Annotated in this window: 20 protein-coding genes; 10 read left to right on the forward strand and 10 right to left on the reverse strand. The window is 73.8% G+C overall.

Going from position 1 to position 19011, the window contains the following annotated elements:
- Positions 1 to 7: 7 nt before the first annotated feature.
- From G5V58_RS05320 to G5V58_RS05335, 4 genes are all read right to left on the reverse strand, one after another.
- A complete protein-coding gene (locus G5V58_RS05320; RefSeq protein WP_165229434.1) occupies positions 8 to 1024 on the reverse strand; it encodes an SGNH/GDSL hydrolase family protein in 1017 nt (338 codons plus the stop codon).
- A 110-nt stretch (positions 1025 to 1134) separates the two neighbouring features.
- On the reverse strand, positions 1135 to 1836 hold the full coding sequence (locus G5V58_RS05325; RefSeq protein ID WP_165229437.1) for a hypothetical protein: 702 nt from the start codon (positions 1834 to 1836) through the stop codon (positions 1135 to 1137).
- A 127-nt stretch (positions 1837 to 1963) separates the two neighbouring features.
- Entirely contained in the window at positions 1964 to 2782 is an 819-nt protein-coding gene (locus G5V58_RS05330; RefSeq protein ID WP_165229440.1) for an ABC transporter permease, read from the reverse strand.
- The gene (locus G5V58_RS05335; RefSeq protein ID WP_165229443.1) at positions 2779 to 3678 is read right to left on the reverse strand and encodes an ABC transporter ATP-binding protein; all 900 of its coding nucleotides are present in this window, start codon (positions 3676 to 3678) and stop codon (positions 2779 to 2781) included. Before G5V58_RS05335 ends, G5V58_RS05330 begins: the two co-directional genes overlap by 4 nt.
- 133 nt (positions 3679 to 3811) lie before the next feature.
- On the opposite strand from G5V58_RS05335, the gene G5V58_RS05340 reads away from it, so the two are divergent.
- The 5 genes from G5V58_RS05340 (at position 3812) to G5V58_RS05360 (ending at position 8446) form a co-directional block, all read left to right on the forward strand.
- Positions 3812 to 4522, forward strand: coding sequence for a DsbA family oxidoreductase (locus G5V58_RS05340; RefSeq protein WP_165229446.1), 711 nt, complete (start codon positions 3812 to 3814; stop codon positions 4520 to 4522).
- Between the two features lie 77 nt (positions 4523 to 4599).
- Entirely contained in the window at positions 4600 to 5487 is an 888-nt protein-coding gene (gene efeU, locus G5V58_RS05345; protein WP_165229449.1) for an iron uptake transporter permease EfeU, read from the forward strand.
- 16 nt (positions 5488 to 5503) lie between these two features.
- Positions 5504 to 6682 carry an iron uptake system protein EfeO gene (gene efeO, locus G5V58_RS05350; RefSeq protein ID WP_165229452.1) on the forward strand — a complete coding sequence of 393 codons (1179 nt, stop codon included), beginning with the start codon at positions 5504 to 5506 and terminating at the stop codon, positions 6680 to 6682.
- Positions 6683 to 6687: 5 nt separating this feature from the next.
- Positions 6688 to 7956: an iron uptake transporter deferrochelatase/peroxidase subunit gene (efeB, locus tag G5V58_RS05355; RefSeq protein WP_165229455.1), complete on the forward strand. Its 1269-nt coding sequence runs from the start codon at positions 6688 to 6690 to the stop codon at positions 7954 to 7956.
- Positions 7957 to 7981: 25 nt separating this feature from the next.
- Complete coding sequence (locus G5V58_RS05360; protein ID WP_165229458.1) at positions 7982 to 8446, forward strand: MSMEG_6728 family protein; 465 nt, start codon at positions 7982 to 7984, stop codon at positions 8444 to 8446.
- On the opposite strand, the gene G5V58_RS05365 is transcribed toward G5V58_RS05360, so the two are convergent.
- The gene (locus tag G5V58_RS05365; protein WP_165229461.1) at positions 8443 to 10014 is read right to left on the reverse strand and encodes an ABC-F family ATP-binding cassette domain-containing protein; all 1572 of its coding nucleotides are present in this window, start codon (positions 10012 to 10014) and stop codon (positions 8443 to 8445) included. The two genes, G5V58_RS05360 and G5V58_RS05365, sit on opposite strands and share 4 nt — an antisense overlap.
- A 114-nt stretch (positions 10015 to 10128) precedes the next feature.
- Between G5V58_RS05365 and serA the strand changes: the two genes are divergently transcribed.
- Positions 10129 to 11784: a phosphoglycerate dehydrogenase gene (gene serA, locus G5V58_RS05370; protein ID WP_230487104.1), complete on the forward strand. Its 1656-nt coding sequence runs from the start codon at positions 10129 to 10131 to the stop codon at positions 11782 to 11784.
- A 4-nt stretch (positions 11785 to 11788) separates the two neighbouring features.
- Here the strand turns inward: serA and G5V58_RS05375 are convergent, their stop codons facing one another.
- On the reverse strand, positions 11789 to 12064 hold the full coding sequence (locus tag G5V58_RS05375; protein ID WP_165229464.1) for a chorismate mutase: 276 nt from the start codon (positions 12062 to 12064) through the stop codon (positions 11789 to 11791).
- Positions 12061 to 13506 (reverse strand): MocR-like transcription factor YczR, encoded by a 1446-nt coding sequence (gene yczR / locus G5V58_RS05380; protein ID WP_165229467.1) that lies wholly within the window; start codon positions 13504 to 13506, stop codon positions 12061 to 12063. The genes G5V58_RS05375 and yczR overlap by 4 nt, the downstream gene beginning before the upstream one ends.
- Positions 13507 to 13567: 61 nt before the next feature.
- Here yczR and yczE point away from each other — a divergent pair, with 61 nt between their 5' ends.
- On the forward strand, positions 13568 to 14278 hold the full coding sequence (gene yczE / locus G5V58_RS05385) for a membrane protein YczE (RefSeq protein ID WP_165229470.1): 711 nt from the start codon (positions 13568 to 13570) through the stop codon (positions 14276 to 14278).
- Between the two features lie 73 nt (positions 14279 to 14351).
- On the opposite strand, the gene G5V58_RS05390 is transcribed toward yczE, so the two are convergent.
- Complete coding sequence (locus tag G5V58_RS05390; protein WP_230487105.1) at positions 14352 to 14864, reverse strand: O-methyltransferase; 513 nt, start codon at positions 14862 to 14864, stop codon at positions 14352 to 14354.
- Positions 14865 to 15307: 443 nt separating this feature from the next.
- Between G5V58_RS05390 and G5V58_RS05395 the strand changes: the two genes are divergently transcribed.
- The 3 genes from G5V58_RS05395 to G5V58_RS05405 are packed head-to-tail and all read left to right on the forward strand — an operon-like array spanning position 15308 to position 17656.
- The gene (locus G5V58_RS05395) at positions 15308 to 15445 is read left to right on the forward strand and encodes a hypothetical protein (protein ID WP_165229473.1); all 138 of its coding nucleotides are present in this window, start codon (positions 15308 to 15310) and stop codon (positions 15443 to 15445) included.
- Positions 15446 to 15454: 9 nt separating this feature from the next.
- Positions 15455 to 16528, forward strand: coding sequence for a 3-isopropylmalate dehydrogenase (locus tag G5V58_RS05400; protein WP_165229476.1), 1074 nt, complete (start codon positions 15455 to 15457; stop codon positions 16526 to 16528).
- A 51-nt stretch (positions 16529 to 16579) separates the two neighbouring features.
- Positions 16580 to 17656 (forward strand): branched-chain amino acid aminotransferase, encoded by a 1077-nt coding sequence (locus tag G5V58_RS05405; RefSeq protein WP_196240565.1) that lies wholly within the window; start codon positions 16580 to 16582, stop codon positions 17654 to 17656.
- Between the two features lie 6 nt (positions 17657 to 17662).
- Here the strand turns inward: G5V58_RS05405 and G5V58_RS05410 are convergent, their stop codons facing one another.
- On the reverse strand, positions 17663 to 18676 hold the full coding sequence (locus tag G5V58_RS05410) for an MBL fold metallo-hydrolase (protein WP_165229482.1): 1014 nt from the start codon (positions 18674 to 18676) through the stop codon (positions 17663 to 17665).
- 14 nt (positions 18677 to 18690) lie between these two features.
- Positions 18691 to 19011 carry an ArsR/SmtB family transcription factor gene (locus tag G5V58_RS05415; protein WP_165229485.1) on the reverse strand — a complete coding sequence of 107 codons (321 nt, stop codon included), beginning with the start codon at positions 19009 to 19011 and terminating at the stop codon, positions 18691 to 18693.

A 19011-nucleotide genomic window follows, 5' to 3' on the forward strand; every position in this document is an offset into this window, starting at 1 on the left:
CCAGCGGTCAGCGGCAGGCGCTCCACGCGTCGGCCACCCACGTCGCCCACGCCGCCTCGGCGTCGTGGCGCGGGTGGATGCCGTCCTGGAGCAGGCCGGCGTGCGCACGGACGTACGCCGGCCAGTCGGCCACGCAGGTGTGCGACCGGGACTGGGCGACTGAGCGCATCCAGGCTCCGAACCGCTCCGCGGCCGGGCTGTTGAGGCTCGAGCCCGTGCCCGCCGCGACGAACGGCTCGACCAGCAGCACCCGGGTCGAGCCGGGCAGCGTGCGCATGGCCGCGGCCAGGTCGGCGCGGCCGTAGCCCGGCGCGGTGTTGGTGCCCAGCTCGACCACGAGCCCGGTCACCGGCCCGGAGTGCGTGCGGTAGGCGTCGAGCCGGCGGAGCAGCTCGCTGGGGCGCCGGCCGGGCTGGGCGTCGACGGTGACGGCCGGATGCATCGCCACCAGCTCGTCACCGCCGCGCCAGCCGAGCGAGTCCCCGACCACGAGCACCCCCGTGCGGTGCTCGCGGACAGCTGTGGGTGGGGGAGGGGCGTCGCCGGGGCGCACGCACGCGTCGACCCGCCCCACGACGTAGGTCGAGTGGGCGCCGCGGCACTGCGGCGCGTCCGGCAGCGTGCGCACCGACCGGTCGGGCTGTGCGGCGCAGTAGTTGACCGAGGCCAGCCACCGCCGGTGCAGCGCCCGGCAGGTGCGGACGTCCACGGTCGCGGCGTACCCGTAGCCGCGCGGCTGCCCCGGCAGGGCGCACGCCTCGGCGCCCGCCGTCCGCCGCCAGACCACGGCACCCTCGACGCAGCGCTCGCGCGCGCAGCCCTCGCCGCGCACGAAGACCCGGCCCACCAGCGCGCAGTCCGAGGCCGGGACGCCCGCGTCGTAGGTCGCCACCGCATCGGCCGCCGCGATCGCGGTGACCGGGGTCGCGCCTGTCACCGGCAACGCCGCCTCGGCTCCGAGCAGGCACAGCAGGGAGACCACGAGGACGGCGAGCCGGCGCAGCGGAGGGAGCAGTCCGGACATCTCCCCTGGACGCTAGGAGCGGCCCGGCGCGCCTGCGGCGGCTTCGGCGGAGGTCGGCCCGATCGCGGCCGAGATGGCCCGAAGGGACTACGGCGACGAGGGTCGACCGGTCAGCGGTGCGCCCTCACCGGCTCCGAGACCGAGCCCGTGTGGTTGCCGCCCCCGGGCACGACGGCCCGGTAGGTCCCGCGGCCCAGGACGGCCACGGCCCGGCCGCGGACGGTGGTGAGGGTCAGCCCGCGGACCTTCTTCCAGGCGTCGCCGGTCTGCCGCTCGAGCCGCACGGTGATGCCCGCCGCGCGTTCGAAGCCCTGCGGTGCCTCCTGCTGCACGCGGCTCACCAGCCGGAAGCGTCCGTCGCGCAGCCGCTTCGCGCGCAGCGTGGTCTGGGTCTGCATCGGGCGCACCTGGAACGTCGAGGTGGTGAGCACGCTGTCAGGGGTCAGGTCGATGGGGGCGTAGCGGATCATGCTGCGCACGGTCCACGTCCCGGGTGTCTCGGAGCCGCAGAACTGGAAGTACGTCGTGCCGGACAGCGGCGGCTTGTCCGCGGAGTTGAGCACCGTGCCCTGCGAGGTCAGGCCCTCGGGGTCGACGACCTGGATCTCCACGCGCCAGCCGCTGGTGAACGGGCCGACCGCGAGGTCGTAGGTGATCGGGTGCTGCTGGCAGTGCTCGTAGAGCACCACGTCGCCGCTCTGGGTCGTCCCGGTCACCGCGGCCGAGGCGGGCGCGGCCGGGGCCAGGGCGCCGAGCCCCGCGGCGAGGACGAGGGCGGGCACGGCGAGGCGGAGCAGTCCGAGACGTGGCACGTACCCGACGGTAACCACCCGCGCGGCGCGCGACGTCCGACCAGGGGCGGAGGGCGTGTGGCGTCGGCCACCTCGCGCACACCGACCCCCGCCGCTGGGCGGCGGGGGTCGGCGGTGCGTTGCGGCGCTACTTGACCTCGGAGCGCATCACCATGGCCAGGCCGACGGCCAGGGGGAGGACCAGCCAGATCAGCCCGGAGGTGCCGAGCTGGGCCCACTCCGTGGCGCTCAGGTGGCCGTCGTACAGCTCGCCCTGCGCCCAGTTGAAGTCCAGCCACGGCCGCGAGTCCTTCCACCAGTCCTGGAAGTTCCCGAGCAGCAGCGACAGCGTCGGCAGCACGAAGGAGTAGACGACGTAGCCGACGATGGCGCCGGGGGAGTTGCGGATGAGCACGCCGAGCATGAAGCCGATGAGCAGGTTCAGCACGTTGGCCAGCACCAGCATGACGATCTGGTTGGCCGAGATGTCCCAGACGGTGTCGGTGCCGGCGATGGCGCTGCCCACGATGTTGCCGAGGGCGCCGATCGCCAGGGCGACGGCGATGGAGACCGCGCCGATGACGACGGAGACGACCAGCTTGGCCAGGATCACCTTGCCGCGGTTGGGGACGAGGGTGAACGTCGTCAGCCCGCTGCGCTGGCTCCACTCGCTGGTCACCGAGAGGATCGCCATGACCGGCAGCAGCAGGGTCATCGGGATGCCGATGGCCGCGCCGAAGTTGTCGTAGACGATCTGGTCGTCGGGGGCGACGAGGATGACCGCGCCGGTGGCCACGGCCGCGGCCGCGGCCATCCCCACCATGAGCCAGAAGCCGGCGCGGGTGTTGAACATCTTGATGGTCTCGACCGACAGCAGCCGGGTGAACGGGATCGGCGCGGGCGCCGGCCTCCGGGCGGCGGGCGCGGCGGCCTGCTGGGCGGTCGACTCGGCGGTGGTGGCGGTCATGCCGCGGCTCCTTCTCGGGACGTGTCTGCGGTGAGCTCGAGGAACATCTCCTCGAGGCCGGCGCCGTCGGCGGCGCGCAGCTCGGACAGGGGTACGCCGGCCGCGAGCGCGACCCGGCCGACCTGGTCGGCGTCGGCCTCGACGCGCAGCCCGCCCGGCCCGGCGGCCACGGCGGTCAGGCCGTGCTCGCCCAGCGCGCGGGCCAGCTCGGCGACGGCGCTGGAGCGGACCAGGGTGCCGGCGGTGGCCAGCAGCTCGGTCTTGGTGCCCTGCGCGACGATCCGGCCCTGGCCGATGACCACCAGGTCGTCGGCGATGACCTCGATCTCGTGCAGCAGGTGGCTGGAGAGGAGCACGGTGCCGCCGTGGTTGGCGAAGCCGCGCAGCAGGTCGCGCATCCACCGGATGCCGGCCGGGTCCAGGCCGTTGGCCGGCTCGTCCAGGATCAGCACCTCCGGGTCGCCGATGAGCGCGGTGGCGATGCCGAGGCGCTGGCGCATCCCGAGGGAGTAGTTCTTGACCCGGCGCTCGGCCTCCTTGGGCGTGAGCGAGACGCGGTCGAGCATCGCGTCGACCCGGGAGAGCGGGAGGCCCATGGTGCGGGCGGCGACCTTGAGCGTCTCCCGGCCGGTGCGGCCGGCGTGCTGCGCCGAGGCGTCGAGCAGCACGCCGACCTCGCGGCCGGGGTTGGGGAGGTCGGCGTACCTCCGGCCGAGGACGGTGGCCGACCCGGAGGTCGGCGGGGTCAGACCGACCATGACGCGCATGGTGGTCGACTTGCCGGCGCCGTTGGGACCGAGGAACCCGGTCACGCGGCCCGGACGAGCGGTGAAGGAGACGTCGTCCACGGCCCGGAGGCCGCCGTACGTCCTGGTGAGTGCGGTCACGTCGATCATGAGTACGACGCTCCCGCCGCCGGGGGCCTCTGGGCATCGGGGAGCGGTCCCGAGCGTCCCCTTGCCGGACCCTGAGCCCGCCTCAGGGGTGCCCCCCGGGAACACGCGCCGCGCCCCCGGGGTTGTGCGGGTCGTGCGAATCGAGATCTGGTCCGACGTCGTCTGCCCCTGGTGCTACATCGGCAAGCGCCACCTGGAGTCCGCGCTGGAGTCCTTCCCGCACGCCGACGACGTCGAGGTGGTCTACCGCTCCTTCGAGCTCGACCCCACCGCCCCGCAGGTCCCGGTCGAGACGACCGTGGAGTCCCTGGCCAAGAAGTTCGGCACCGACGTCGCCGGTGCCCGCGAGCTGATGAAGCGCGCCGACGGCGCCGCCGCTGCCGCGGGGCTGACGTTCAACCACGCCGACGCCCTGCACGCCCGCACCGTCGACGCGCACCGGCTACTCCACCTGGCCCTCGCCGACGGCGGCCCCGCCCGGCAGCGTGAGCTGAAGGAGGCCCTGCTCGCGGCGTACTTCACCCGCGCCGAGAACGTCGGCGACCACGCCGTGCTCCGCAGCGTCGCCGTCGACGCGGGCCTCGACCCGTCCCGCGTCGACGCGGTGCTCGCCTCCGACGAGTACGCCGACGCCGTCCGCGCCGACATCGCCCAGGCCCGTGCCTACGGCGCCAACGGCGTGCCCTTCTTCGTCGTCGACGAGAAGTTCGGCGTCAGCGGCGCCCAGCCCACCGAGGTCTTCACCCAGCTCCTCGACCGCGCCTGGACCGAGAGCCACCCGCAGGTCGAGCTGGTCGGCGGCCCCGGCGCCGACGCCTGCGGCCCCGACGGCTGCGCCATCTGAGCCGTCGCAGGGGACAGGTGAGGCGAACCTCACCTAGGTTAGGCACGCCTTAGTCGACAGGCGTACAGTCCCGTCCTGTGTTCGCCAACTACCTCATCGGACTGCGGGAGGGGCTCGAGGCCGCGCTCGTCGTGAGCATCCTCGTGGCCTACCTGGTCAAATCCGACCGGCGGCACCTCCTCCCGCGGATCTGGGCCGGTGTGGCCCTCGCGGTGGCGGTGAGCCTGGGCTTCGGCGCGGCCCTCACGTGGGGTCCGCGCGGCCTGACCTTCGAGGCCCAGGAGGCCATCGGCGGGGGCCTGTCGATCGTCGCGGTCGCCTTCGTGACCTGGATGATCTTCTGGATGGCGCGGGCGGCGCGCAGCATGAGCGGGACGCTGCGGGGCCAGATCGACGCCGCCGCCGAGGGCAGCCGCTGGTCGCTGGTCGTCGTCGCCGTCCTCGCGGTCGGCCGGGAGGGGCTCGAGACCGCGCTGTTCCTGTGGGCCGCGACCAAGGCCGGCACCCGCGAGAGCGTCGGCACCATCACCCCGACGTGGGAGCCGCTGCTCGGCGCCGCGCTGGGCATCGCCACCGCGGTGGCGCTCGGCTACCTCATCTACCGCGGCGCGATCAGCATCAACCTCACCAAGTTCTTCACCTGGACCGGCGCCTTCCTGATCCTCGTCGCAGCGGGCGTGCTGGCCTACGGCATCCACGACCTGCAGGAGGCCCGCTTCCTGCCCGGCCTCAACGACCTGGCCTTCGACGTGTCCGACACCATCGACATCAACAGCTGGTACGGCGCGCTGCTCAAGGGCGTCTTCAACTTCAGCCCGGCCACCACCAAGCTCGAGGCGGCCGCGTGGCTGCTGTACGCCGTGCCGGTGATGGTCCTGTTCCTCCTCGGTGTCCGGCGCCGCCAGACCCGACCCGCCACCTCTTCCACGAAGACCGCCGGGACCTCGGTCCCGAGCCACTCCTAGAAGGACCTGACCACCGATGCGCACCACCCTCGTCGCGGTCGCCTGCCTGGCCGCCGCCCCGTTCCTCGCCGCGTGCACCGAGAACACCGACAGCAACGCCGGCGGCGCGGCCGACACCGGCAACCCCCGCGCGCTGAGCGTCGAGTCGACAGATGACGGCTGCCAGGTCTCGGCCGCCGAGGCGCCCGCGGGCACGCTGACCTTCGACGTGACCAACACCGGCTCGCAGGTCACCGAGTTCTACCTGCTCGGCGAGGACGGGCTGCGCATCGTCTCCGAGGTCGAGAACATCGGCCCGAGCCTCAACCGCGAGATGACGGTCAACGCGCCGGCCGGGAAGTACTTCACCGCCTGCAAGCCCGGCATGAAGGGCGAGGGCATCCGCGCCGACTTCACCGTCACCGCGGCCCAGGACGGCTCCGAGGCCCCCACCGCCGACGACCAGCAGCTCGTCGACCAGGCCACGACCAACTACGCGGCGTACGTCAAGGACCAGGCCGACCAGCTGCTGGCCAAGACCCAGCAGTTCGTCGACCTCTACGAGCAGGGCGAGGACGACCAGGCCCGCACCCTCTACCCCGACGCCCGCACCCACTGGGAGCGCATCGAGACCGTCGCCGAGTCCTTCGGTGACCTCGACCCCAAGACCGACCTGCGCGAGGCCGACCTCGAGCCCGGCCAGGAGTGGACCGGCTGGCACCGCATCGAGAAGGACCTGTGGCCCGAGAAGGCCCGCGACTACACGCCGCTCACCCCGGCCGAGCGCGCGACGTACGGCGACGACCTGCTCGCCAACATCACCACCCTGCACGACCGGGTCCAGGGCCTCACCTACACCGTCGACCAGATCGCCAACGGCTCCCGCGGGCTGCTCGAGGAGGTCGCGACGGGCAAGGTCACCGGCGAGGAGGAGTTCTGGTCGGGCACCGACCTGTGGGACTTCCAGGCCAACGTGGACGGCGCGCGCGTCGGCTACGAGGGCGTCAAGCCGATCGTGGAGCAGAAGGACCCGGAGCTGGCCACCGAGCTGGACTCGCGCTTCGCCGACCTGCAGCAGCTGCTGGACGCGCAGAAGAGCGGCGACGGCTTCAAGAACTACTCCCAGCTCACCCCGGAGGAGATCAAGGCGCTCTCCGACGCGGTGAACGCCCTCTCCGAGCCGCTCTCCCGCCTCACCGCCGCGGTGCTTTCCTAGGAACCATGCCCGCCCACTTCTCCCGACGAGCCCTCCTCGGCGGCGGCGCGGCCGCCGCCGGGGTCGCGGGCGCGTTCGTGGCCGGACGCGCGACGGAGGAGTCGCACGCCGCGGCGGCCACGCCGAGCGCGCCCGCGTCGTACCCCTTCCGCGGTGCGCACCAGAGCGGCATCACCACGCCCGCGCAGGACCGGCTGCACTTCGCGGCCTTCGACGTCATCACCGACGACCGCGACGACCTCGTCGAGCTGCTGCAGAAGTGGACTGACGCCGCCGAGCGGATGATGGCGGGCGACCCGGCCGGGACCGTCGGCCCGGTCGGAGGCCCCTCGAACCTGCCGCCCGACGACACGGGGGAGGCCATCGGGCTGCCGGCCAGCCGGCTCACCATCACCTTCGGCTTCGGACCGTCGCTGTTCCGCACCGACGACGGCTCGGACCGCTTCGGCCTGGCCGACCGCCAGCCCGCGGCCCTGCGCACGCTGCCGCACTTCCCGGCCGACAACCTCGACCCCGCGCGCTCGTACGGCGACCTGTGCATCCAGGCCTGCGCCGACGACCCGCAGGTCGCCGTGCACGCCATCCGCAACCTCGCGCGCATCGGCTTCGGCACGGTCTCGGTGCGCTACTCCCAGCTCGGCTTCGGTCGCACCTCGACGACCAGCGTCGACCAGTCCACGCCGCGGAACCTGTTCGGGTTCAAGGACGGCACCATGAACATCAAGGCCGAGGAGACCGACGACGTCTCCGAGCACGTGTGGGTGGCCTCCGGAGACGACCCGAAGGCGGAGTGGCTGGCCGGCGGCTCCTACCTCGTCGCGCGCCGCTTCGGCATGACCATCGAGGTCTGGGACCGCCAGCCGCTCGGTGACCAGGAGGCCTTCGTCGGCCGCACCAAGGACTCCGGCGCCCCATTGTCCGGCGGCGGCGAGTTCACCGCGCCCGACTTCGACATGCCGGGCAGCAACGACACCACGATCATCGCGCCCGACGCCCACGTCCGCCTGGTCCACCCGGACTTCAACGACGGCGTGCGCATGCTGCGCCGCGGCTACAACTTCGTGGACGGCACCAACCCGCTCGGCGGCCTCGACGCCGGCCTGTTCTTCCTGGCCTTCGTGCGCAACCCCGACACCCACTTCATCCCCATCCAGACCAAGATGGCCGCCAACGACGCGCTGATGGAGTACCTCAAGGTCAACGGCTCCGCGCTGTTCGCCGTGCCGCCCGGCGCCCGGGACGGCGAGTACGTCGGGCAGGCCCTGTTCGCCTGAGGCCTCCCGGGGCACCGGTCGCGGCGTGCAGACCTTCCTCCCGTACGTCGACTTCCGGCGCTCGGCCGAGGTGCTCGACCGCAAGCGGCTGGGCAAGCAGCGCGTGGAGTGCCTGCAGGTCCTGCGCGGGCTGACGGTGCCGACGGACGGCTGGCGGCACCACCCGGCCGTGAAGATGTGGCGCGGGTACGTCGAGGCGCTGGGCCGCTACACCCTCACGGTGTGCGAGGTGTGGGTCGAGGGCGGGGGCGCGGACACGGTGGCCGCGACGATGAGCGCGGAGCTGGCCGAGCAGGCCGTGGGCGTGCCGCGCAGCCAGGCCGCGCTGGGGGCCGCGGGGGCGCTGCCGCCGTGGCTGGGCGACGAGGCCTTCCACCGCTCGCACCGCTCGGCGCTGCTGCGCAAGGACCCGGACGCCTACCGGCCGGTGTTCGGGCCGGACCCCGACGACCTGCCCTACGTCTGGCCCGCCGGCCCGGACGTTCCCTAGAGCTCCAGGGTCCGGTCCACGCCGACGTCGTCGAGGAAGGCGCGGTCGTGGCTGACCACCAGCAGCGCGCCGCGGTACGCCGCGAGCGCGGACACCAGCGCGTCGTACGACGCCAGGTCCAGGTTGTTGGTCGGCTCGTCGAGCAGCAGCAGCCGGGGCGCGGGGTCGGCGAGCAGCAGGGCGGCGAGGGTGGCCCGGAACCGCTGACCGCCGGAGAGCGTGCCGACCAGCTGCTCGGCGCTCGCGCCGCGGAACAGGAAGCGGGCCAGCTGGGCGCGGATGGCGTTGAGCTCGGCGCCGGGTGCGCGGCGCACGACGTTCTCGACGACGGAGAGGTCCGGGTCGAGCAGGTCCAGGCGCTGGGGGAGCAGGGCGGTGGGGACGTGGGTGCGCACCGAGCCCGAGCGCGGCGGGAGTGAGCCCGCGACGGTCTCGAGCAGCGTGGTCTTGCCCGCGCCGTTGGGGCCGACGACGGCGACCCGGTCCGGGCCGCGCAGGTCGAGGGTCACGGCGGCGCCGGTGCGGATCACCAGGTCGTCGGTGGTGAGCACCACCCGGCCGCGGTGCACCTCGGTGGCGGGCAGGTCGACGCGGATGGTGTCGTCGGAGCGGACCCGGGCCTCGGCCTCCTCGAGCTTCTCGCGGGCGCCCTCGAGGCGGTCGTCGTGGATGCGGCGGTACGACGCGGCGTTCTTCTCCGAGCGGTTCTTGTAGAAGTCCCGCGCGCCCTTGCCCATGTTGGTCTTGACCATGTTGCGCTCGCCCTGCCGCTTGCGCTGGGCCAGCAGCCGCTCGGCCTCCTGCCGGTCCGCGTGCTGGCGTCGTACGTCGGCCCTGGCCGCGGTCACGGCCTGCTCGGCCGCCTCCTGCTCGGCCTCGACCTGGGCGCGGTAGGAGGAGAAGCCGCCGCCGTACCACCGCACGGCGCCACCGCGGAGCTCACCGATCCGCTCCACGCGCTCGAGCAGCTCGCGGTCGTGGGAGACCACGAGCAGGGTCCGCGGCCAGGACCCGAGCACGTCGTGCAGCCGGGCGCGGGCGGCGGCGTCGAGGTTGTTGGTCGGCTCGTCGAGCAGCAGCACCTCCGGCCGGCGCAGCAGCAGCCGGGCCAGGCCGAGGCGGACCACCTCGCCGCCGGACAGCTCGCCCAGCCGGCGGTCGAGCACGGACGGGTCGAGCCCGAGCCGCTCGAGCTCGGCCGCGGCCCGCTCCTCGACGTCCCACTCATCACCGACGGCCTCGAGGTCCGCGGGATCGCCCGAGCCGGCGTCCAGCCGCTGCAGCGCGCGGCGCGCCACCCCGATCTCGAGCACGTCGTCCACGCGCGAGCCGCGGTCGAGGGTGAGGTCCTGCGGCAGGTAGCCGACCTCGCCGCCCACCGACACCGAGCCGGACGTCGGGCGCAGGGCGCCGGCGGCCAGCCTGAGCAGCGTGGACTTGCCGGAGCCGTTGGCGCCGACCAGGCCGGAGCGGCCGGGCGGGACGAGGAGGTCGAGGCCGTCGAAGGCCGCGGTGCCGTCGGGCCAGGTCAGGCCGAGGGCGGAGAAGGACAGGGCAGCGGAGGACACGGTGACTCCCGGGGGACGGGGGCGGGCAGGGCGGTCACCGGTTCAGTCCACGTCTCCCAGGCTAGGTCGCCCAGTCGGTGAGCGCACCCGGTTATCGGTTCACCGCGCGGTAACGTGAGGCGTCAGCACACCGTCGTGCGGCCCGACTCCGACCCGTCCCCGACCCACCGGGAGAACGCCGTGTCCGACCAGCCGGTCGTGCTGATCGCCGAGGAGCTGAGCCCGGCGACCCTCGAGGAGCTCGGCCCCGACTTCGATGTCCGCCACTGCGACGGCGCCGACCGCGCGTCGCTGCTGCCGGCCCTGGCCGAGGCCGACGCGCTCCTGGTCCGCAGCGCCACCGCCGTGGACGCGGAGGCCCTGGCCGCGGCCCCGCGCCTCAAGGTCGTGGCCCGCGCCGGTGTCGGCCTGGACAACGTCGACGTCCGCGCCGCCACCCAGTCCGGGGTCATGGTCGTCAACGCGCCGACCTCCAACATCGTCTCGGCCGCCGAGCTGGCCGTCGCACTCATGCTGGCCGCGGCCCGCCACGTCAGCCCGGCCCACGCGGCGCTGCGCCAGGGGGAGTGGCAACGCTCGCGGTTCACCGGCACCGAGCTGTTCGACAAGACCGTCGGCATCGTCGGCCTCGGCCGGATCGGCGTGCTGGTGGCCCACCGGCTCGCGGCCTTCGGGATGCGGGTCATCGCCTACGACCCGTACGTCCAGGCCGGGCGCGCCGCGCAGCTCGGCGTACGCCTCGTCGACCTCGCCACCCTGCTGGCCGAGTCCGACTTCATGTCCGTGCACCTGCCCAAGACCCCCGAGACGATCGGGCTCATCGGCGACGCCGAGCTGCACGCCGTGCGCCCGCACCTGGTCCTGGTGAACGCCGCGCGCGGCGGCATCGTCGACGAGCAGGCGCTGTACGCCGCGCTGAAGGAGGGGCGCGTCGGCGCGGCCGGGCTCGACGTCTTCGCGCACGAGCCGTGCACCGACAGCCCGCTCTTCGAGCTCGACAACGTCGTGGCCACCCCGCACCTCGGCGCGTCCACCGACGAGGCGCAGGAGAAGGCCGGGCTGGCCGTGGCCCGCTCGGTGCGGCTCGCGCTGTCCGGCGAGCTCGTCCCCGACGCGGTCAACGTCCAGGGCGGGCTCATCGCCGAGGAGGTCCGCCCCGGCATCCCGCTGACCGAGAAGCTCGGCCGGGTCTTCACCGCCCTGGCCGGCGGGGTCGCGCAGCAGGTCGACGTCGAGGTCCGCGGCGAGATCACCGAGCACGACGTCAAGGTGCTCGAGCTGGCCGCGCTCAAGGGCATCTTCACCGACGTGGTCGAGGAGCAGGTCTCCTACGTCAACGCCCCGCTGCTGGCCGCCGAGCGCGGCACCGCCGTCCGCCTGGTCACCCAGGGCGAGGACCCCGACCACCGCAACGTCATCGCCCTGCGCGGCACCCTGTCCGACGGCAGCCGGGTCTCGGTGAGCGGCACCCTCGTCGGCATCCACCAGCGCGAGCGGCTGGTCGAGGTCAACGGCTTCGACGTCGACCTGGAGCCGACCCAGCACCTGGCCTTCTTCAACTACGAGGACAAGCCCGGCATGGTCGGCACCGTCGGCGGCATCCTCGGCGCGGCCGGCGTCAACATCGCCGGCATGCAGGTCTCGCGCGACTCCAAGGGCGGCCTCGCCCTCGTCGCGCTGTCGGTGGACTCCGCCATCCCCGCCGAGGTGCTCCTCGAGATCGAGGACGCCATCGATGCCGTCTCGGTGCGCGCCGCCGACCTCGACTGAGCTCCTAGCCGCGGTCAGTCTCGGTCAGCTCCAGGTCGATGAACGCCGTGATCATCGCGCGGTAGGTCCGCTCGACCACGTCGGCGTCCGCGCCGTGCTCGGCGGCGAGCGCCCGCGCCTTGGCCACCACCTGCTCGACCCGGTCGGGGGCGGGCACGGCCGCCGGATCGCCCTTGAGGCGACCGGCCCGGCGCACGAGCTGCTCGCGCTCGGCCAGCAGCGCCACCAGGTGCACGTCGACCGCGTCGATGCCGGAGCGGATCTCCTCGAGACCGCTCACGCCACCATCACCCGCCCCGTCGGGCGGCGGCCGCCGGGCCGGCGTTCGTGCACCTGCGCCCAGGCCCGGGCCAGCGCGCCGACCGCGGTCTCGAGCTCGTCGACGCGGCGGGTGAAGGGGATCCGCACGAACCGGTCGAGCCCGCCGTCGGGAGCGAACACCGGCCCGGGCGCGACGATCACCCCCTCGCGCTCGGCCTCCTCGGTCACGGCCAGGCCCAGCCCGCGGCCCGGCCCCGGCAGCTCGCACCACAGCGACAGCCCGCCGTCGGGCACCCGGAACCGCCACTCCGGCAGCTCCCTCCCGAGGGCCGCGACCAGCGCGTCGCGCCGCTCGCGCAGCCGGGCGCGGGTGTCGGCGAGTGCCGGACCGGGGTCCTCGAGCAGGTGCTGGACGACGAGCTGCTCCATGACCGGTACGCCGAGGTCGAGCGTCACCCGCGCCTGGGTCAGCCGGTCGAGCTGGTCGGCGGGCGCGCGGACCCAGCCGACCCGCAGCCCGCCCCAGAACGCCTTGCTGGTGCTGCCCACGCTGAACGCGTCGCGGTCGAAGGCGCCGAACGCCCGCGGCGCCTCGCCGCCGTCGAGGGCGAGCAGGGCGTGGGTCTCGTCGACGATCGGCACCACGTGGTGGCGGCGCAGCTCGGCGGCGTACCGCTCGCGCTCGGCGTCGCTCATCAGCAGGCCGGTCGGGTTCTGGAAGTCCGGCACCAGGTAGGCCACCCGCGGTGCGGCCTGCCGGATCCTGGCCGCGGTCGCGTCGAGGTCCCAGCCGTCGGGGTCGACGTCGGTGGTGACCAGCCGGCCGCCCGCGTGGCGCAGCCGCTCGGCCGCGTTGGGGTAGCCCGGCGACTCCACCAGCACCCGGTCGCCGCGCTCGACCAGCGCCTGGGCGACCACCGCCACGCCGGCCAGCGCGCCGGGCGTGATCATCACCTGCGCCGGGTCGGTGGGCAGCCCGCGCGCGTCGTAGGTCGCCGCCACCGCGGCCTGCAGCTCGGGCAGCCCGGCCGGGAAGTAGCCGTGGCCCCCCAGGTAGGCCGGCAGCCGGGTCGCCGCCTCGGCGTACGCCGCCGCGAGCTGCGGGGGAGCGCAGGGCGCGGCGCAGTTGAGGTCGATCGCGTCGCGGTCGCTGGCGCGGGGGAGCAGGGCGCGGTCGTGCGCGCGCGTCGGCCCGCCCGGCAGGCGGGTGTAGGTGCCGGAGCCCCGGCGGGCCTCGGCGTACCCGGCGTCGCGCACCGCGGCGTACGCCCGCGTGACGGTGGTCCGCGAGACGCCGAGAGCCTCGGTCAGCTCGCGCTCGCTCGGCAGCCGGGTGCCCGGCGGGATCCGGCCGTCGCCGACCAGCAGCACGAGGGTGTCGGCCAGGCCGGCGTAGGCCGGGCTCCGGTCGAAGTCACCGGCCAGGGTGGCCACCCGACGCGCGGTGATGGAGCGGTCCATGCAGGCCACTGTCCCACGATTGGCTATTTCACGAAAGGCCACTTGGCCGCAGGCTGGTCCGGTGACCACGACCGCCGTCCCCCGCCGCAGCCTCGTCGACCTGGGTCCGCTGGCCCAGCTCCGCGCCGGCCGGCTCGGGCGCCGGCTGCCGCAGCTCTACGTCGGGCTGGTGCTCTACGGCCTCTCCATCGCGCTGGCCGTGCGCGGTCACCTGGGCAGCTTCCCGTGGGACGTGCTGCACCAGGGGCTGGCCAAGCACCTGCCCATCAGCATCGGCGAGGCGCTGGTCGTCGTGAGCCTGCTGGTCCTGGTGCTCTGGATCCCGCTGCGCGAGGTCCCGGGGCTCGGCACCATCTCCAACGCGATCGTGCTCGGCGTCGCGGCCGACGTGTTCCTCGCCGTGCTCGACCAGCCCGACGCGCTGTGGCTGCGCGGCGTCTACTGCCTCACCGGGATCGTGCTCTGCGCGCTGGCCACCGCGATGTACGTCGGCGCCCAGCTCGGCCGCGGCCCCCGCGACGGGCTGATGACCGGCCTGGCCCGGCGCACCGGGCTCTCGCTGCGCCTGGTCCGCACCCTGCTCGAGGTCACCGTCGTGCTCCTCGGCCTGCTGCTCGGCGGCGTGGCCGGCGTCGGCACGGTGCTCTTCGCGCTGGCCATCGGCCCGCTGACCCAGGCCATGCTCCCGGCCTGGATCGTCGAGCTGCCGGCTCGCCCTCAGCCGCGACCGGGCGCAGCGGCCGCGCTCGACGCGCGGCCTCGTCTGGACTGACGACCGGAGCGAGCGCCAGCGAGCGAGGGAGGAGGGAAGACGAGGGCTCGAGCGCGTCGAGCACACGCGAGCGTCATCGTTTGGTGGCGATGATCGTCGACGCGTCGGGCGCGACCATCACCTCGACGGCGGTGAACCGCTCGTCGGTCAGCCAGTGCTCGCGCAGCGTGTCGACGCGGCCGTAGGTGATCGGCGGCCACAGCTCGCAGGGCGTGAAGTCGTCGAGCACGACGACGCCACCGTCCTCGACCAGGTCGGCGATGGCATCGACGGTGACCTCGGTGGGCTCCCCGGAGTCCAGGAACAGCAGGGAGTAGGGCCCGCGGTCCTTCAGCGTGGACCAGTCCGCGGCCAGCACCTCGACCTGGTCGTCGTCGCGGAAGATCTCCGCGGCGGCCTCGGCCAGCGCGGGGTCGAGCTCGGCGGTGACGATGCGGGCCTTCTCGCTGCCGGGGTGGCCGCGGACCCCCGACCGCAGCCACGCCGTGCCGACGCCGCAGCCGGTGCCGAACTCGGCCATCGTGCCGTCGCGGGTCGCGGCCAGCATGGCCAGCAGGCGGCCGGTCTCGTTGCGGCAGAAGGACACGTAGCCGGCCCGGCGCGAGACGTCGAACGCGCGGTTGACGATCGGGGGAGGTCGGGCGGGTGGCTCACGCCGTCGAGTCTTCCATCCCGGGACGCGCGTCTCGACATGCGAACAGCCTGTGGAAACGGGTGACGCGCGATCCGATGACGTCCTAGCATCGGCTCACCATGCGGAGCGTGTTCGTACTCATCGAGCGCCGCGGCGAGGCCTGACGAGAGGCCACCTCGCCGCGGTGGTCGGCGTTGCGTGGCTTCTCAATCCAGCTCAACCAGGTCGAGACGCCCCCGCGACGCGGACACCCGCACCACCAGCGTGATCCGCAGTGCAGCAGGTCCATCCTCGTGCGATCCACGAGTCGGAACGTCCCCGTCGCCGGGGCGTCCTCGGCCAGCACCACCAGCCCCGACTCCAGCACACCCTGAACAGACACGAGGAGCAGACCGATGTACGACATGTACCCCGACTGGGGGCCCGCGAGCCACCACCCGGAGAACCCCCGCAGCGCCGAGAACACCCACGCCGCCGTCCAGGCCGCGCTCGACCTCCGGGACAACGGCGGCCAGCCGCACGACGACAACTAGCCTCGGCGCGTGACTGAGACTCCCGCACCCTCCGGTTCCGTCCGCCTCGCCGTCATCGGCGGTGACGGCATCGGCCCCGAGGTGACCGCCGAGGCCCTCAAGGTCCTCGAGGTCGCCGCGCCGGACGGGGTGGGGTTCGAGCAGACGGCCTACGACCTCGGCGCCGAGCGCTACCTCGCGACCGGAGAGGTGCTGCCCGACTCCGTGCTCGCCGAGATCCGGGAGCACGACGCGATCCTGCTGGGGGCGGTCGGCGGCAAGCCCAACGACCCGAACCTCCCGCCCGGCATCCTCGAGCGCGGACTGCTGCTGCGGCTGCGCTTCGAGCTCGACCACTACGTCAACCTCCGCCCGTCCCGGATCTTCCCCGGCGTGACCTCGCCCCTGGCCGATCCGGGCGACGTGGACTTCGTCGTCGTCCGCGAGGGCACCGAGGGGCCCTACACCGGCAACGGCGGCGCGCTGCGGGTCGGCACCCCGGCCGAGATCGCCACCGAGGTCTCGGTCAATACCGCCTACGGCGTGCAGCGGGTCGTGCGCGACGCGTTCGCCCGCGCGGCACGCCGGCCCCGCAAGAAGCTCACCCTGGTCCACAAGACCAACGTGCTGGTCCATGCCGGCTCGCTGTGGTGGCGCACCGTGCAGGCCGTCGCGACGGAGTTCCCCGACGTCACCGTGGACTACATCCACGTCGACGCGGCGATGATCTTCCTGGCCACCGACCCGGCGCGCTTCGACGTCGTCGTCACCGACAACCTCTTCGGCGACATCCTCACCGACCTCGCCGCCGCCATCACCGGCGGCATCGGGCTGGCCGCCTCCGGCAACGTGAACCCGGACCGCACCAGCCCGAGCATGTTCGAGCCGGTGCACGGCTCGGCGCCCGACATCGCCGGCCAGCAGAAGGCCGATCCCACGGCGGCGATCCTGTCGACGTCGCTGCTGCTCGACCACCTCGGGTACGCCGACGCGGCGGCCGCGGTCGAGGACGCCGTCGTGGCCGACCTCGCGGACCGCGAGCCGGGCAGCACCCGGCGCACCTCGGAGGTCGGCGACGCCATCGCGGCCCGAGTAGCCGGCTGAGCCTCTCGGCCTCCCTACTCCCGACCTCTGGAAGCGACTACTTTGATGTCCATGCAGATCAGCACCACGCGCACGGAGCGCCCGGTCGACGACGCCCGGCTGGCCGAGATCCTGGCCGAGCCCGGCTTCGGCACGCACTTCACCGACCACATGTTCACCGTGGAGTGGACGCCGGCCGAGGGCTGGCACGACGCGCGCGTGACGCCGTACGGCCCGCTGTCGCTCGACCCGGCCACGGCCGTCCTGCACTACGCGCAGGAGACCTTCGAGGGCATGAAGGCCTACCGCCACGGCGACGGCTCGATCTGGGCCTTCCGTCCCGAGGAGAACGCCGCGCGGATGGTCCGCTCGAGCCACCGGCTCGCGCTGCCGGTGCTGGAGGTCGAGGACTTCGTCCAGGCCGTCGAGGCGCTGGTGTCCGTCGACGAGCGGTGGGTGCCCGACCCTGCGGGGGAGAAGAGCCTCTACCTGCGCCCGTTCATGTTCGCCTCCGAGGCGTTCCTCGGTGTCCGGCCCTCGCAGCACGTGACGTTCATGGTGATCGCCAGCCCGGCCGGGTCCTACTTCAAGGGCGGCGTGCGTCCGGTGAGCCTGTGGCTGTCGGAGGAGTACACCCGCGCCGGCCGCGGCGGCATGGGCGCGGCCAAGACGGGCGGCAACTACGCCAGCTCGCTGCTGCCGCAGTCCGAGGCCATCGCGCAGGGCTGCGACCAGGTCGTCTTCCTCGACGGCGAGGAGGGGACGTACGTCGAGGAGCTCGGCGGGATGAACATGTACTTCGTCTTCAAGGACGGCCGCATCGTCACCCCCGCGCTCGGCACCATCCTCGAGGGCATCACCCGCGCCTCGATCATCGAGCTCGCCGGCAAGATGGGCCACCAGGTCGAGGAGCGCCGCTTCGGCATCGACGAGTGGCGCGACGGCGTGGCCAGCGGCGACATCGTCGAGATCTTCGCCTGCGGCACGGCGGCCGTGGTCACCCCCGTCGGCGAGCTGCGCTGGCAGGACGGCGGCCACACCCCGGCCCCCGCCTCGACCGAGCTGACCTCGGCGATCCGGCAGGCGCTGGTCGACGTGCAGTTCGGGCGGGCCGAGGACACCTTCGGCTGGATGCGCCGGATCGTCTGAGCGGCGCTACCGGCCCAGCTCCTCGAACAGGGTGAGCTGCAGCCCGCCCGGCGCCGCGAGGCGGCTGTTGAGCGAGTCCCACGGCGTGCGCGTCGGGGGCGCGACGAGCTCGGCGCCGGCCGCGACGGCCGCGTCGGTGGCCGCGGCGGCGTCGTCGACCTCGAGCGCGAGCCGCAGCGGTGGCGCGACCCGGCGACCGACCTCGACCTCGTCGATCATGGCCACCTGGGCCGGGTTGGAGAGCTCCAGCGTCGCGCGGCCGGCGTCGAGGATGACGACCCGCTCGCCGTGCTCGCCGGCCAGGTCGAGCTCGACCGGCAGGCCGAGGGTGTCGCGGTAGAACGCCACCGCGTGGTCGAGGTCGTCGGCCTCGACCACGAGGCGCAGCTGGCCGACGCGCGGTCGGGACGGCTCGCCGAGCGTCGTGCCCGGGGTGAGCCAGTGGTACTCCGTGTCGCCCTCGGTGGCCAGCCAGTGGTTGAGCCCGGCCCGGGCCCGGTCGTTGACCATGGCGTCGTGGATGCCGACGGCCCGGTCGGCGCGCAGCTCGCGCAGGAACGTGATCGCCTCGACGGTCTTGAGCCAGCTGCCCTGCAGGGGCACGAGCGCCGTGGCGACGGCTTGCTCGGGGACGGCCAGGGCGTCGCCGGGGTGGTAGACGCTCTCGCCGCCCGCGGTCACGACGTAGCCGAGGTTGGCGCACACCTCCTGACTCGGCACCACCGCGGCGTGCTGGCCGCCCACGGTGGTGACCGCGAAGCCGGCGACCTCGAGGTGCTGGTCCGGGTCGAGCACGGTGCGGGGGAGGTCGCCGAGCTCGGCGCCGCGCGGCGCCCAGACCGGTACGCCGCTCGCGGCGATCCGCGCGACGTCGGCGTGGTCGCGGTGGTGGTGGGTGAGCAGCACGGCGTCGGCGCCGTCGAGGGCCTGCAGCTCGCTCCAGATGCCCGGGTCGACGACGAGGCGGCGGCCGTCGCGCTCGAGGGTGACGCAGGCGTGGGTCCAGCGGGTCAGGCGCACGATGCCAGCCTCCCTCACTCCCGGCGCCCGCGCCGCAGCTCGGTCCCCAGCGCGTCGAGCCGCTGCTCCCAGAAGCGCCGGAACGGGTGCAGCCACGCGTCCACCTCGGCCAGCGGTGCGCTGTCGATGGCGTAGACCCGGCGCCGGCCCTCGGCCCGCACCGTCGCGAACCCGCTCTCGCGCAGCACCCGCAGCTGCATCGACACCGCCGGCTGGCCGATCCCGAACTCCCGCCCGATGACCTCCACGACGTCACCGGACGACCGCTCGGCCTGGCCGAGCAGCTCCAGGATCCGCCGCCGGACCGGGTCGCCCAGGACGTCGAAGGCGTGCAC

Source organism: Nocardioides anomalus, from assembly GCF_011046535.1.
Taxonomy (GTDB): domain Bacteria; phylum Actinomycetota; class Actinomycetes; order Propionibacteriales; family Nocardioidaceae; genus Nocardioides; species Nocardioides anomalus.